Source organism: Denitromonas ohlonensis (assembly GCF_007625205.1).
In the GTDB taxonomy this organism is placed as follows: Bacteria; Pseudomonadota; Gammaproteobacteria; order Burkholderiales; family Rhodocyclaceae; genus Nitrogeniibacter; species Nitrogeniibacter ohlonensis.
The window spans coordinates 82,225-95,977 of sequence record NZ_VMNI01000015.1 but is presented as its reverse complement, the minus strand read 5'-3'; the positions used below and the strand labels follow the sequence as shown (position 1 = coordinate 95,977).

The window sequence follows — 13,753 nt, the reverse complement described above, 5'->3', positions numbered from 1 at the left end:
CGCCAAACCGTGCGACGCGGCATCGTCCCAAATGGTGGATCATGTTCGATATCGTCGGTTGGGCGGAAGAGTGGTCCAACTGGTACCGCGACTGCGACAAATTCGGCCTGAGCCCCATGCCATGGATGAGCAGCATCATCTGGGTTCTGACCTTTCCCCTGTGGTTCCCCATGCATGCGGCTGATTTGGCTGAGTTGGCGGCGATAGAGAAACCATCTTCAAACGCCAAAAAAGAGCCTCTGTCACGCAAGTCGGCGATCCGCATCAATGGCCATGTCATCGATCTATAGGCTGCTGGAATCCTTTTGGCAATTTCCGGAGGTCATGGCTTCCGCTGACCCGACCTCCCGTAGATCCTCAGTCCAGAAACATTTCTAGCAAATCATTCAAGAAGCGTTGGCCTTGCAGCGTGGGGCGCAGCGTGTCGCCGCTGACATCTAACAGGCCGCGGTCGCGCGCGGCGATCACTTTGGCCTGGATGACATCGAGCGCGATGCCGGTGCGCGTTTCCATCAAATCGGTGGGGATGCCGTCGATCAGGCGCAAGCTGTTCATCATGAATTCGAAGGGCAGGTCGGCCACGCTGAGGCCTTGCTCGGTCTGCACGAAATCGCCATGCCCGTGGGCGGCCAGGTAGGCGCCCGGGTGCTTGTGGCGCATCTGGCGGACGATGCCGGTGTGGCTGGAGAGCTTGCTGTGGGCGCCGGCGCCGATGCCGAGGTAGTCGCCGAAGGTCCAGTAGTTGAGGTTGTGGCGGCAGCGCTTGCCGGGCTGGGCGAAGGCCGAGGTTTCGTAGTGTTGGTAGCCGGCCTCGGCGAGCATCGTTTCAACGAGTTGCTGCATGTCGGCGGCGAGGTCGCCATCGGGCAGTTTGGCCGGCGGGCTGTGGTGGAAGGGCGTGTTGGGTTCGAGCGTGAGGTGGTAGCAGGACAGGTGCTGCGGGGCGAGCGCGATGGCGGTGCGCAGGTCGGCGGCGAGGTGGTCCAGACTCTGGCCGGGCAGGGCGTACATCAGGTCGAAGTTCACCGACTCGAAGTGGGTCAGCGCCAGTTCGGCGGCCTTGTGTGCCTCGGCGCCGGCATGGATGCGACCCAGTGCGCGCAGGTAGCGGTCTTCAAAGCTCTGGATGCCCAGCGACAGGCGGTTGACGCCGGCCGCGCGGTAGCCGGCGAAGCGTGCGGCTTCGACGGTGCCGGGATTGGCCTCCAGCGTGATCTCGGCCATTGGGTCGAGCGGCAGCAGCATGCGCACGGCGGTGAGCAGGCGGTCCAGCCCCTCGGCGCTGATCAGGCTGGGCGTTCCGCCGCCGATGAAGATGCTCAGCACGCGGCGCCCCCACACATCGGGCAGAGCGGCTTCGAGGTCGGAGATCAGCGCGTCGACATACGCCGACTCGGGGATGCCGTCCTGATGCACTGCATGCGAGTTGAAGTCGCAATACGGGCACTTGCGCACGCACCACGGAAAATGGATGTACAGCGACAACGGCGGTGGGGCGCTCAGTTGTGGCGTGGCCGGTGGGGTGGGGCGTTGCGGGCGCAGCGGGATGACGCGGCGTTCGCTCACGGTTGTGCCTGCAGGGCCTGGATGCGTTCGAGCAGGTGGCGGCAGGCGTTGCCGCGGTGGCTGAGCATGTTCTTCAGGGCGGCGTCGAGTTCGGCGGCGCTTTGCTGCAGATCGTCGAGCCAGAACACCGGATCGTAGCCAAAGCCATGCGTGCCGCGCGGGGCGTCGAGGATCTGGCCGTGCCACTCGCCTTCGGCGATGATCGGTTGCGGGTCGTCGGCGCTGCGCACCAGCGCCAGCACGCAGACGAAGCGGGCGCGACGGTCGTCCTGGCCGGCCAGATCGGCGATCAGGCGGTCGATGTTGCGGGCGTCAGACTTGGGCTCGCCGGCATAGCGCGCCGAGTGGATGCCGGGGGCACCGCCGAGCGTCTCGACGCACAGGCCGGAGTCATCCGCCAGCGCGGGCAGGCCGGTGTGCTGTGCGGCGTGGCGGGCCTTGCCGAGTGAATTTTCGACGAAGGTGGCGTAGGGCTCGTCGGCTTCGGGCACATTGAAATCGGACTGCGGCCGGACGGAGATGCCCAGCGGTGCCAGCAGGGCCGTGAATTCGCGCAGCTTGCCGGCGTTGCCGCTGGCCAGAACGACGGTGTCAAACATACTTAATCCTGTGCCAGCGCGTCGCGCTGGAGCGCGTTGAGTTCGGCGATGCCGGTGGTGGCCAGGTCGAGCAGGGCGTCGAGCTGGGCGCGGGTGAAGGCGTGGCCTTCGGCGGTACCCTGCACTTCAACAAAATGGCCGCTGGCGGTCATCACAACGTTCATGTCGGTGTCGCAGGCGGAGTCTTCGGGGTAGTCGAGGTCGAGCACCGGGACGCCGTTGTAGATACCGACCGACACTGCGGCGACGAGTTCGCGCATCGGGTTGGCGGTCAGCAGGCCGCGGCGCACCAGGCCGTCGAGCGCTTCGTGCACCGCCACGCAGGCGCCGGTGATGGCGGCGGTGCGGGTGCCGCCGTCGGCTTGCAGCACGTCGCAGTCGATGATCACCTGGCGCTCGCCTAGCGCGTTCATGTCCACCACGGCGCGCAGGCTGCGACCGATCAGGCGCTGGATCTCTTGCGTGCGGCCGCTTTGCTTGCCCTTGGCCGCTTCGCGGGCGCCGCGGGTGTGGGTGGCGCGCGGCAGCATGCCGTATTCGGCGGTCAGCCAGCCGGTGCCCTTGCCGCGCAAAAAGCCGGGCACGGATTCTTCGACGCTGGCGGTGCACAGCACGCGGGTGTCGCCGAATTCGATCAGCACCGAGCCTTCGGCGTGTTTGGTAAAGCCGCGGGTAATGCGGATGTCACGGAGTTGATGGGGCTGACGCTGGCTGGGACGCATGGGGCAAATCCTGTGTGAAAGGGGTGAGACGGCCGACGACGGCAGCGGCGCGCACGCCGGCTGCCGGTGGGAGGCGTGGGCCTCAGTCGGAGGTGAATTTCTTGATGGCGACGTTGATTTCGGAGATGGCCTGTTCGATTTCGTCGTCGGTCAGATCCTGGGCGCCGCTGCCGGCGGTGCGCTCGAAGCTTTCCATTTGGGTGGTGAAGCTGCTGATCGCCATGGTCTGGGTGGACACGGTGTCGGGCAGGGTTTCGGCAAAGTCCTGCAGCCATAGCAGGCCGATCATCGACAGGTTGTCGGCATGCGCGCCGCCGCGTTCTTCGGCTTCATCGAGCAGTTTGGGGATGCTCTTCATGAGCGGCCTGCCGTCGAGCAGCCGCGCTTTGAGCGGGTCGGTGCCGACCGGGCCCCACACGCCGTCGGTGCACAGCGCCAGGATGTCGCCCGAGAACAGCGGCGTCGGGCGCGAGAACTCGACCTGCGGTGAGTGATTGCCGCCCAGGCAACTGTAAATGCGGTTGCGTCCGGGGTGCACTGCGGCCCCTTCGGCGTCGATCAGGCCCTGGTCGAGCATCAGCTGCACGCGGGAGTGATCGCGGGTCTGCATTTCGACCTCACCCTTGCGCAGCAGGTACAGGCGCGAGTCGCCGGCATGGGCCCAGTAGGCCTGGCCGTTCTGGATCAGACAGGCGACCACCGTGGTGCGTGGCGCTTCGGGCAGGTATTTGTCGAAGGCGTAGTCGAGGATGGCGTGGTGCGCGTTGGTCATCACGTGCGACAGGAACAGCACCGGATCGCCCACCAGCGGCTGGGCTTCGCGCTGGAAGGCCTGGGTGATGAACTGCACCGCGATCTGCGCCGCGACCTCGCCATGAAGGTGTCCGCCCATGCCGTCGGCGACAACCATCAACAAGGCGTCACGCGAGTAGCAATAGGCGATGCGGTCCTGGTTGGAGGCGCGCTTGCCGATGCGGCTTTCTTGGTAGATGGTGAATTTCATGAGCGACCAATGAAGGTTTTGAGCCGGCTCCCGACGTCCGAAAACCACGAGGCCGGCATGGCCTCGTCGGGTCCGCGCTGGACCAGTGCCTTTTGTAAAGCGTAGACGCTTTGAGGGCGGGCGAGGGGGTCAAGATGGAGACACCAGTCGATGATGTCGAGTAGTTGCTCGCTGTGGCGACCGGCAAAGGCCTTGGCCGCGGGCGTGTAGGTGTCTTTGGTGGTGCGCTCGTCAGAGCGCGGCGGCGCACTGCCGGCCAGGCAGGCATACATGCTGGCGCCGACGCTGTAGATATCGCTCCACGGCCCGAGATGCTCGCGCCCGGCGAACTGCTCGGGCGACGCGAAACCCGGGGTGTACATGGGTTTGAGCATTGGCTGGCCGGTCATCAGGGTCTGGCGCGCCGCGCCGAAATCGAGCAGCACCGGCGTGCCGTCCAGACGCAGATAAATATTCGAGGGCTTGATGTCCAGGTGCAGCAACTTGTGCGCATGCACTTCGCGCAGGCCGTTGAGCATGCGGGTGAACACGCCGCGCAGGAATCGTTCGCGCAGCACATCGCGGTGTTTGTTCACATACTCGTGCAGGGTCCGGCCGCGCTCGAACTGCATCACCATGTAGACGGTGTTGTTGGCGCGAAAGAAGTTGAGAACCCGCACCACGTTGGGGTGCATCAGCTTGGCCAGCGCGCGCCCTTCTTCAAAAAAGCACTTCATGCCGTAGCGAAAGGCGGGTTCGTTCTCGGCGGAGATAATGGGCTCCACTTCGCCTTCACCGCGCAGCGCCAGTGAATTGGGCAGGTATTCCTTGATCGCAACGGGTGTTCCCTCGGCGTCATACGCGAGGTAAACAATGGAGAACCCCCCCAGCGACAGTTGCCGCTCGATGCGGTACTGGTCCAGCTGAAAACCGGAAGGCAGTGCCTGATTAACTTGAGGGGGCATGAAGGGGCGGCTAAAATTCCGTTTTCACAGCATTTTCTTGTGTGCCGCGGGTGGTGTAAAGCACATCGACACCGGGCACCGGAGTCCCAGATGATACTCAGTATGACCGGCTTTGCGGTCCAACACCGCGAACTGGGCAGGGTCAGTCTTCATATCGAACTGCGCAGTGTCAATTCCCGCTTCCTTGATCTGGCCTTCCGCCTGGGCGACGACGTCCGGCTCGCCGAACCCGCGCTGCGCGAAATGCTCACCGCGCGTCTGAGCCGGGGCAAAGTCGAATGCCGACTGTATTTGCAGAAGAATGATGCCGCAAGCACGGCCGAGATGTCTCTCAACGGCGCTTTATTGCAACAACTGAAGGCCGCGCAGACCCAGGCGCAGGTGGTTTTTCCGCAGGCCAAGGCGCTGTCGGTGTCCGAGCTGCTGCGCTGGCCGGGCATGATGGCCGACGACAGCGTCGGCTTTGATGAACTGATGCCGGTGATCCGCGAGATGGCCGAGGCGGCGATCGACGAGTTCCTCGCCAGCCGTCAGCGCGAAGGCGAGAAGCTGGCTGGCATCATCCGCGAGCGGGTCGACGGCATGCGTGAGCTGGTGCTGCGTGCCGCGCCGCAGATGCCGGTGCTGGTCGAGGCCTATCAGGCCAAGCTGACCGAGCGCCTGCGCGAGGCGGTGGCCACGCTCGATGAAGACCGCATCCGTCAGGAAGTGGCGCTGTTCGCCCAGCGCATCGATGTCGATGAAGAGCTCGATCGCCTGCGCACCCACTTGGACGAGGTGACGCGCATTCTCAAAAAGGGCGGCATCTCAGGCAAGCGCCTGGACTTCCTGATGCAGGAACTCAACCGCGAAGCCAATACCCTGGCCTCCAAGAGCGCCGCCACCGATGTCACCGCCGTGGCGATGGAAATGAAGGTGCTGATCGAGCAGATGCGCGAGCAGGTACAGAACATCGAGTGATCTGCTGGATGCGAAGAGAGAAAAGACCGCAGTGGATGCGGTCTTTTTTTTGGGCCACTCTGCTGGGTCGGGGTGTCGATCGGCCGTTGCGGCGTCCTTGTGTGCTTGCCCCCCGATGCGATGTCACATGAAGCGGCCGAATGGCGCTAAGGTAGGAGCTTGGCCGATCCGCGGCAGTGCCAGAGACCTCGCGGGTCGCGTTCAACCGAGAGCAGGAGGGCTCGATGGCGACATCCGTTTCCCCGCCGCGCGCGGGGTCGCAGCGCATCTTCATCAGCTATCGCCGTGATGACACGCAATGGGTGGCCGGGCGTCTTGGCGATTCGCTGGGGACCTACTTTGGTGACAAGCGGGTCTTTCGTGATGTTGAAGGGATCGCCGGTGGCGCGGATTTTGGCGAGGTCATCCGGCACACGCTGGGCAGCGCCGATGCCGTGGTGGTGCTGATCGGGCCCGACTGGCTGAGCGCCAGCGATGACGAGGGCCGCCGGCGCCTCGACGATGCCGACGATTGGGTCTCCCATGAAGTGTCTGCCGCGCTCGAGGCTGGCGTGCCGGTGTATCCGGTGCTGGTCGAGGGCACGCCGATGCCGCGCGTCGACGAGTTGCCCGCATCGCTCCGGCCGCTGGCCCGTTTCAACGCGATCTCGATCAGTGATAGCCGTTGGCGCGAAGACGTGACCCGACTGGCGAAGATCATCGCGCTCGACATTCCCTCCGCCACCGAGCGCCAGTTGCATCAGGTGAACCTGGCGGTGTCGCTGTCGCTGGTGCTGGCGGTCGCCCTGACCGTCTTGACGGTGATCGGCAATCTGTTCGACGCCAGCAGCAGCCTGACCGGCCAGGACGGCGTGCCGGCGTGGTCGTTGAAGCAGTTGTTCGAGAGCGTGAGCACCGTCGGTGCTCTCAACGAGGGGCGTTGTCTGAACCCGCCGGCGGGCTGGTTTGTGCCACTCAGCAAGGCCTGGTCGGGGGTGATCTTTCTGGTTGTCGTGCCGGCCAGCGCGCTGATGTTTGTGTTTGCACGGCATGTTGATCCGGCGCGGCGCGGCTATTTCCTGGGCGCGGCCTGGACCGGGGCGATTGGGGCATTCACCGCGTTCATGTTGTTCAAGCCGGTCTGCGAGGAGTACGAATCGGCGGTGCTCTTCACCGTCGGGGTGCTGGTTGCGACGCTCATGCTGGCCTTGATGAGCCTGTCGGGATTCCGCGAGCGGTAGTCGCAGGCGGGTTCTCGCCTGGCGCATACTAAAAAACCCGCTTGTGGCGGGTTTTTTAATGGGGTCGGGGGATGAGCTTACTGACCGGTGGCGCGAAGTTTCGCGAGCAGTTTCTCGGACCGTTTGGGGGGGCCGTAAACCAGGTCGAGCAGGAGTGCGATCGGAATCGGAAGCGGCCGTCCACTTTCGTAACGGCTGCCGGCCGACTGGGTTACGCCGATGGGCGCCCAGAACTCGGACTGACTCAGCTTGCGCTTCTTGCGCCAATCCAGCAGTTGCTCGGCGCTTGGGGATTGGGCTTTGTGTCGCTGTGGCATGGCTAATCCAAAAGTATTAGTTTTTGATGCGTAGCCGCACTTTAACCTTTTAGGTTGTATGGATCAATTCCCAATTGCGTCGCGGGATGCCGCAGACAAATCCTGTAACAATTATGACGTCGCAGTTTATGGCGTCGGAACGCGGCTTGCGCGCTCATAGTTCCATTGAACTAGTGGTGTGTGGCGACGGCTTATGGCCGCCGCGAGAGCGGACTTGATCCGGATCAAACGCCCCAGGTGACGGGCTTTTGTTCTTTTTGCGCCAGTTCAAGCAGCTCCAGCAGCGGCCAGGCGCGCTGGTAGAAGCTGACCGGCGCGGCCATGCCGCGCGGTGCCGCTTCTTCTGCGTCGGGGTCGTCCTTGGCCTGTGCGGCCCGATCGGCGGCGATGGCTTGCTTGAGCCGTGCGATGGCGTCGGGCAGTTGTTCGACGGTGACGATGCCGCTGGGGCTGTCGGGGTCTCTGCCCAGCGCCCTGAACATGGCCTGGGCGGTCGGGCCGAGCATGATGACGTCGGCGCCAGCGGGAGATTTGAAGATGGTCAGCATGAGCGTGTCCTCGTGGGGAATGCGTTCGATTGTAGTCCGAGCGGGCGGGTCGTTGCCCGGAGCGCGCGGGCGCAGCACAATGGACGCACAAGCATATCGACAATGACGGAGGCAAGCATGACGGCAGAGCATCCCGAGGCGAGGCTGGGCGGACACATCGTGGCCGAGGCGCTGCGCATCAATGGCGTGAACACGGTGTTCTGCGTGCCCGGTGAGAGCTACCTGCCCTTGCTCGACGGCTTGTATGAGCGCCGCGAGCAGATCCGCCTGATCACCTGTCGCCACGAGAGCGGCGCCGGCTTCATGGCCGATGCCTGGGGCAAGCTCACCGGCCGGCCCGGCGTGTGCCTGGTGACACGCGGGCCGGGCGCCTGCAACGCCAGCATTGCGGTGCATAACGCGGCACAGGATTCATCGCCGATGATTCTGCTGGTCGGGCAGATTGGCGACGATTGCGTGGATCGCGAGGCCTTTCAGGAGGTCGACTACCGTCGTATGTTCGGCAGTATGGCCAAGTGGGTGACGCAGATCGACCGCATCGACCGCATTCCCGAATACATGCACCGCGCCTTCCAGACGGCGATGTCGGGCCGCCCGGGCCCGGTGGTGCTGGCGCTGCCCGAGAACCTGTTGTTCGGCCGCGGCGTGGCGCGTGACGTGGGGCCGGCGCGGGCGGTGCAGGCCAGCCCGGCTGAGGACGACATGGCACACCTCAAGGCGCTGCTCGCCGCCGCCGACCGGCCGCTGGTGATCCTCGGCGGTGCCGGCTGGAGCGACACCGCCTGCATCGACATGCTCGGCTTTGTCGAAGCCAACCACCTGCCGGTCGCCTGCGCTTTCCGCTGGCAGGACCTGTTCGATCATCGTCATCCGAATTACATCGGCGACGCCGGTCTGGGCATCCGGCCCTCGCTGGCAAAACGCATCGACGCGGCCGACCTGCTGATCGTCGTCGGCGCCCGTCTGGGCGAGGCGACCAGCAGCGGCTACACGCTGATCGACGTGCCGCAGCCCAAGCAGGCGCTGGTGCATGTGCATGCCGGTAACGACGAGCTGGGCAAGGTCTATCGCGCCGAGCTGCCGATCAATTCGGGCATGGCGGCTTTTGCCGAGGCGGCGGCGGATATTCGGGTGGATTCCTCTGCCTGGGCCGACAGCGTGGCCGATGATCGCGCCGAATATCTCGCCCACAGCACGCCGCCGACGGTGCCCGGCCCGCTGCAGATGGGCGAGATCATGACCTGGCTGAACGACACCCTGCCGGACGACGCCATCCTCACCAATGGCGCGGGCAACTACACCATCTGGCTGCATCGCTACTTCCGCTATCGCCGTTTCCATACGCAGCTGGCGCCCACCAGCGGCAGCATGGGCTACGGCGTGCCGGCGGCGGTGGCGGCCAAGCTGGCGCACCCCGAGCGGCAGGTGATCGCCTGGAGCGGCGACGGCTGCTTCATGATGACCGGGCAGGAGCTGGCCACCGCCGTGCAGCACGATCTGGCGATCATCTTCATCGTGGTGAACAACGGCATGTACGGCACCATCCGCATGCACCAGGAAAAGCACTATCCGGGCCGCGTGGCCGCCACCGCCCTGAAGAATCCCGATTTTGTCGCGCTCGCGCAGGCCTATGGCGCGTACGGCGAGCGGGTGACCGAGACCGCGCAGTTCGCGCCCGCTTTTGAGCGTGCGCAGGCGGCGGGCAAGGCGGCGCTGATCGAGCTGGCGCTTGATCCGAATGTGCTGACGCCGACGCTGCGCCTGAGCTAACCCGGCGAACCAGACCGGGATGGTCTGGTTTTGCTGGGAGCGTGCGTGGCCGGATGAATCCGGCCCTACCTGCGGCCGCGAGACTGTGTAGGGCCGGATTCATCCGGCCTTGCCGCCGGCGTCAGCAGCGCGGCCAGCACGGCGCGGTCGGTGTGGCGGTGGCGTTGGGTCATGTCCGCCCAATGCACTCGCCCACTGGCGTCGCCGAGGTCGGCCTCGGCGGTGCGGCGGTCGGTGTGCTCGTTGAACAAAACCACAATTTGCCGCAAGTGCGCGGCGCGCGACAGCTCGCCCAGCTCAAAGCGGCAGCCACCGTTTTCGGCACGGAAGTCGCGCAGATCCATCAACACCGCATGCGAGCCGGCGACCAGCGCGCGTAGCGCGCCTTGCCAGGTCGCGTCACCGCAATAGCATTCGTTGATGCGGTAGCGGCCGTCATGATCGGGCGTCAGGTCAAACTCCGCCAGACGGCGCGGAATGTCGTCCGGCTGCAGGATGAAGCGCTCGCGCAGGCGGCGGCTGAGGAAGACGAAGAGGTCGTCGGCGTCCAGCGTGCGGGTGACCAGATCGGTGCCGGCGATCAGCACCGTGTTGCCGGTGGCGCGCCAGCGCTCGGTGACGGCGTCGAACAGCGCCTCGACGGCCGCGTCGCGCCGGAACACCCGCAGCACCAGCAGCGTGGGCGGGGCGGGCGGCGGTGCCAGCCACCCCCGCGCCAGCGCGAAACCGATGGGCACCCACAGCCACACCAGCACAATGCCAAAGGCCGCCAGCCCCACCGAGTGGATGCTCGGCAGCGCCATGGCGATCAGCACCACCAGCCAGAACAGGCCGAAGAGGTAGGCCAGCTCCGAGAAACGTTTGTGGCGGTAGGCCGTCGCCACCGCCCGCAGCACGCCGATCACCGGCCAGATGCCGATAGCCCACGGCGCGGCAATGAACACCAGAATGGTCGGTATTGCGCCGATGGCGTCGAGCAGTGCGAGCAGGGTCGGCGGCGGGGCATCCACCATCGACGCCGCCCATGCCAGGCCGACCAGCGAGGTGCCGACCAGCACGACAGCGGCCGGAAACAGCAGCGGAGCGATGGCCCGGATCCGCCCCGAGGCGGCCAGACCAAGCAGGCTGATCATTGGCAAGGCGACCGTCGACGCCAGCCAGCCAGTGACCATGACGAGGGTTTGCGCGGCATTCGAGCCGAGCAGGATGACGGGGATCAGGCACAGCATGTACGCCGCCACCGCGCCAACCGTGCGCCAAACCGACCAGCGCCACAGCAGACCCAGCGCCGGCACCACCGGCCAGGTGTACACCGCGCCGAGGACGAGCCAGCGGTTCAGGGTGAAGCCGGGGTCGGTGTGCACCGCGAGCAGTTCGAAGGCGCTGGTGGACAGCCCGAGCACGATCGAGATGCCCGCCAGCACGGCTGCAAGCCGGCGATTCTGGCGGCGGTTGATGACCGCATCGAAACGGGCCGGCGCGGCGGTGGCACCCACCACTGTGGTCATGGGCGTTGCCACGGCCGCGTCCTGCGGCGGTGTTGGCGTGCTCATCAGCCGCAGCATGGCCTTGCGATAACGCCCGGCGAGCCACCAGGCCACGATGGCGGCGATGGCAAGTGACACCAGCAGACCGAAGAGCAACTGTCCGTCGAGCGTGGCCATGGCAGCGTTCCGGGTTTATTTGACGGTGATCGTGATCGTGCGGCTCATGTCCGGCCCATAGGACTGATGCAGGCCGTCGGCGAATTGCAGGGTCAGCGTGTGTTGCCCGGGCATGAGTTTGAGCGTGGTCTCGGTCTGGCCCTTGCCGAAATGCAGGTGGGTGTCGTCGGCGGGCACGGCCACGCCGGCGGCGACCGGCTTGCCGTTGATGATCAGATGGTGGTGGCCGGTGCCCTCCATCAGCGCGCCGGCGGGCTGCACCTTGATGCCTTCCACGCCCATCTTGACGGTAAATTCCTGCGCCACGGTGGCGCCATCAGCGGGTTCAACGAAATGCACGCTGCCACCGGCCATGGCCAGCGACGAGAGTCCGGCGGCACACGCCGCAACGATAAGGGAATGAATTTTTGTCATGGGTCTCTCCTGGGGTTGGCGCCAGTACGGCGTCATTTCAATCTATGTGTGAAACGCTCAAAACGCCAGACTTGCAATGTATCCCCTCGTTAGCAGCGCTCTATACTCTGCCCGCTCAACCGGACGAGACTTGCGATGGAACACTTCACCGCCGACGATGGCGAACGCCTGCACCTGAAGATCTCGGGCGAGGGCCCGCCGCTGATTCTGCTGCATGGCTGGACCGCCTCGCACCGCGACTGGAACCCCTTCATGGCGGATTTCGACGCCCACCACCGGGTGATCCGCTGGGATGCGCGCGGCCATGGCGGCCACCCGCTGCGCACCGCCACCGCGCCGACCGTGCAACGCATGGCGCAGGATCTGGCGGCGGTGATCGACCACTACCAACTCGATGGCGCAACGGTGGTCGGCCACTCGATGGGGGCGTTGACGCTGTGGCAATACCTGCGCGACTTCGGCCCTGCGCGGCTGTCGCGCCTGGTGTTCATCGACCAGTCGCCGCGTCTGGTGACCGGGCCGGGTTGGCGCTGCGGCATCTATGGCGATTTCGATGCCGAGCGCAACGCGGCCTTCATGGGCGATCTGCGTGGCGACTTTGCCGAGGCCGTGCTGCGCCTGGTGGCGAACGGCCACAACGCCGCGGCGCGGGCGCGGTATGAAGAAAACGGCGAAGCCATGCAGTCGGCGCGGCGGCGGCTGGCCAGCGTGGCGGCCGACCCGTTGATCGAATGCTGGGCCAGCCTCACGGCGGCCGATTACCGCGACGTCCTCAAAACCATCCCGCTGCCGAGCCTGCTCATTTACGGCGGGGCCAGCAATTTTTATGGTGCCGAGGTGGCGCACTATGTGCGCGACAGCATTCCCAACGCGTTGCTGCACATCTACGAAGATGTCGATCATGCGCCGCATCTGTGGCAGCGCGAGCGCTTTATCGCTGACGTGCTGGCCTTCGTGGCGGCGGATTCAGGCCAGCAGGGCGACCGCGCCTGAGAAGGTAAAGAAGGACACCGCAGTCGACACCAGAATCACCCGCGCGATGCGGCCGTTGTCGGCGCCGAAGCGCTCGGCCAGCAGTGACACATTGCTGGCGCTGGGCAGCGCCGCGGCGAGCACGATGACGGTCAGCGCGAAGGGGTCGAGCGGCAGGCCGAGATGGATGGCGATGCCGCCAATGATGAGCACCAGCACCGGGTGCAGCAGCAACTTCTTGAAAGCCACCGGCACATAGTCGATCAGCGGCGTCGGGTCGGTGCTGGTCATCTGCGAGCGCGCCAGCACCGCGCCGATGGTGAACAGCGCCACCGGCGAGGCCGAGTCGGCCAGCAGGCTGATGGTCTTGTCCAGCGGGCCGTAAAGCGTCAGGCCGGCGGCCGAGCTGATGCCGCCGAGCACGATCGCCCAGGGCATGGGGTTGCCGGCCACGCCGCGCAGCGCCTTGCCGGCGGCCGCCCGCGCGTTGCCAGCGCCATGGCCGTCGAGCCGCGACAAGGCAATGCACAGCGAGGAGGTGACCAGCAGATCAACCAGGATGGTGACAATCACCGGCCCCGCCGCGCGCGCGCCGAGCAGCGCCACCAGCAGCGGCACGCCCATGAAGCCGGTGTTGGGAAAGGCCGCGGTGAGCGCGCCGAAGGCGGCGTTATTCCAGTCGATGCGTCCGCCCAGGGTGAGCGCCACGGTGGTGCCGACCATGATCAGCGCGCACAGCAGATAGACGCCGATCACGCTCGGGTCGAGCAGCTCGGCGATCGGCGTGCTGGCGCCGAAGCGGTACAGCAGGCAGGGCAGGGCGAAGTACAGCACGAAGCCGTTCAGGCCCGGAATCGCCGGCATGGGCAAGGCGCCGCGGCGTACGGCGAGATAGCCGCACAGCACCAGGGCAAAGAAGGGAAAGGTGACGGCGAGGACGGACAGCACGCGTGGGTTTCCGCTGGACGGTGGATGAGCGTTATCGTCGCATGCTTTGGCCTTGTGGCGTTCGTTTGAAGCGATCGGGCGTACGGGCGGCTCAAGATTGGTGGTC

The 13,753-nt window shown here is 65.6% G+C and carries 15 protein-coding genes; 5 read left to right on the top strand and 10 right to left on the bottom strand.

Annotated elements, in window-relative coordinates; translation table 11 throughout:
- Window positions 1-41 precede the first annotated feature (41 nt).
- Window positions 42-290 (top strand): hypothetical protein, encoded by a 249-nt coding sequence (locus FHP89_RS15280; RefSeq protein ID WP_144174411.1) that lies wholly within the window; start codon window positions 42-44, stop codon window positions 288-290.
- A gap of 67 nt (window positions 291-357) precedes the next feature.
- Here the strand turns inward: FHP89_RS15280 and hemW are convergent, their stop codons facing one another.
- From hemW to FHP89_RS15255, 5 genes are all read right to left on the bottom strand, one after another.
- Window positions 358-1,566: a radical SAM family heme chaperone HemW gene (gene hemW, locus FHP89_RS15275; protein WP_144174409.1), complete on the bottom strand. Its 1,209-nt coding sequence runs from the start codon at window positions 1,564-1,566 to the stop codon at window positions 358-360.
- On the bottom strand, window positions 1,563-2,165 hold the full coding sequence (rdgB, locus tag FHP89_RS15270; RefSeq protein WP_144174406.1) for an RdgB/HAM1 family non-canonical purine NTP pyrophosphatase: 603 nt from the start codon (window positions 2,163-2,165) through the stop codon (window positions 1,563-1,565). The genes hemW and rdgB overlap by 4 nt, the downstream gene beginning before the upstream one ends.
- Before the next feature lie 2 nt (window positions 2,166-2,167).
- Window positions 2,168-2,887 carry a ribonuclease PH gene (gene rph / locus FHP89_RS15265; RefSeq protein ID WP_144174403.1) on the bottom strand — a complete coding sequence of 240 codons (720 nt, stop codon included), beginning with the start codon at window positions 2,885-2,887 and terminating at the stop codon, window positions 2,168-2,170.
- Window positions 2,888-2,969: 82 nt separating this feature from the next.
- On the bottom strand, window positions 2,970-3,890 hold the full coding sequence (locus FHP89_RS15260) for a PP2C family protein-serine/threonine phosphatase (protein ID WP_144174401.1): 921 nt from the start codon (window positions 3,888-3,890) through the stop codon (window positions 2,970-2,972).
- Window positions 3,887-4,834, bottom strand: coding sequence for a serine/threonine protein kinase (locus FHP89_RS15255; protein WP_144174399.1), 948 nt, complete (start codon window positions 4,832-4,834; stop codon window positions 3,887-3,889). Before FHP89_RS15255 ends, FHP89_RS15260 begins: the two co-directional genes overlap by 4 nt.
- Before the next feature lie 90 nt (window positions 4,835-4,924).
- Here FHP89_RS15255 and FHP89_RS15250 point away from each other — a divergent pair, with 90 nt between their 5' ends.
- Window positions 4,925-5,794, top strand: coding sequence for a YicC/YloC family endoribonuclease (locus FHP89_RS15250; RefSeq protein ID WP_144174396.1), 870 nt, complete (start codon window positions 4,925-4,927; stop codon window positions 5,792-5,794).
- 224 nt (window positions 5,795-6,018) lie between these two features.
- Window positions 6,019-7,014: a toll/interleukin-1 receptor domain-containing protein gene (locus tag FHP89_RS15245; RefSeq protein WP_144174394.1), complete on the top strand. Its 996-nt coding sequence runs from the start codon at window positions 6,019-6,021 to the stop codon at window positions 7,012-7,014.
- Between the two features lie 77 nt (window positions 7,015-7,091).
- On the opposite strand, the gene FHP89_RS15240 is transcribed toward FHP89_RS15245, so the two are convergent.
- A complete protein-coding gene (locus FHP89_RS15240) occupies window positions 7,092-7,331 on the bottom strand; it encodes a helix-turn-helix domain-containing protein (protein WP_144174392.1) in 240 nt (79 codons plus the stop codon).
- A gap of 224 nt (window positions 7,332-7,555) precedes the next feature.
- On the bottom strand, window positions 7,556-7,879 hold the full coding sequence (locus tag FHP89_RS15235; protein ID WP_144174389.1) for a DUF1840 domain-containing protein: 324 nt from the start codon (window positions 7,877-7,879) through the stop codon (window positions 7,556-7,558).
- A 117-nt stretch (window positions 7,880-7,996) separates the two neighbouring features.
- Between FHP89_RS15235 and FHP89_RS15230 the strand changes: the two genes are divergently transcribed.
- Window positions 7,997-9,649: a thiamine pyrophosphate-binding protein gene (locus FHP89_RS15230; protein ID WP_144174387.1), complete on the top strand. Its 1,653-nt coding sequence runs from the start codon at window positions 7,997-7,999 to the stop codon at window positions 9,647-9,649.
- Window positions 9,650-9,714: 65 nt separating this feature from the next.
- Here FHP89_RS15230 and FHP89_RS15225 read toward each other — a convergent pair whose 3' ends face one another.
- On the bottom strand, window positions 9,715-11,313 hold the full coding sequence (locus FHP89_RS15225) for a hypothetical protein (RefSeq protein WP_144174385.1): 1,599 nt from the start codon (window positions 11,311-11,313) through the stop codon (window positions 9,715-9,717).
- 15 nt (window positions 11,314-11,328) lie between these two features.
- Window positions 11,329-11,727 (bottom strand): DUF4399 domain-containing protein, encoded by a 399-nt coding sequence (locus FHP89_RS15220; protein ID WP_144174383.1) that lies wholly within the window; start codon window positions 11,725-11,727, stop codon window positions 11,329-11,331.
- Between the two features lie 135 nt (window positions 11,728-11,862).
- On the opposite strand from FHP89_RS15220, the gene FHP89_RS15215 reads away from it, so the two are divergent.
- On the top strand, window positions 11,863-12,720 hold the full coding sequence (locus FHP89_RS15215) for an alpha/beta fold hydrolase (RefSeq protein WP_144174381.1): 858 nt from the start codon (window positions 11,863-11,865) through the stop codon (window positions 12,718-12,720).
- Here the strand turns inward: FHP89_RS15215 and FHP89_RS15210 are convergent.
- Complete coding sequence (locus FHP89_RS15210; protein WP_144174379.1) at window positions 12,694-13,647, bottom strand: AEC family transporter; 954 nt, start codon at window positions 13,645-13,647, stop codon at window positions 12,694-12,696. The genes FHP89_RS15215 and FHP89_RS15210 overlap by 27 nt on opposite strands.
- Between the last annotated feature and the right edge of the window lie 106 nt (window positions 13,648-13,753).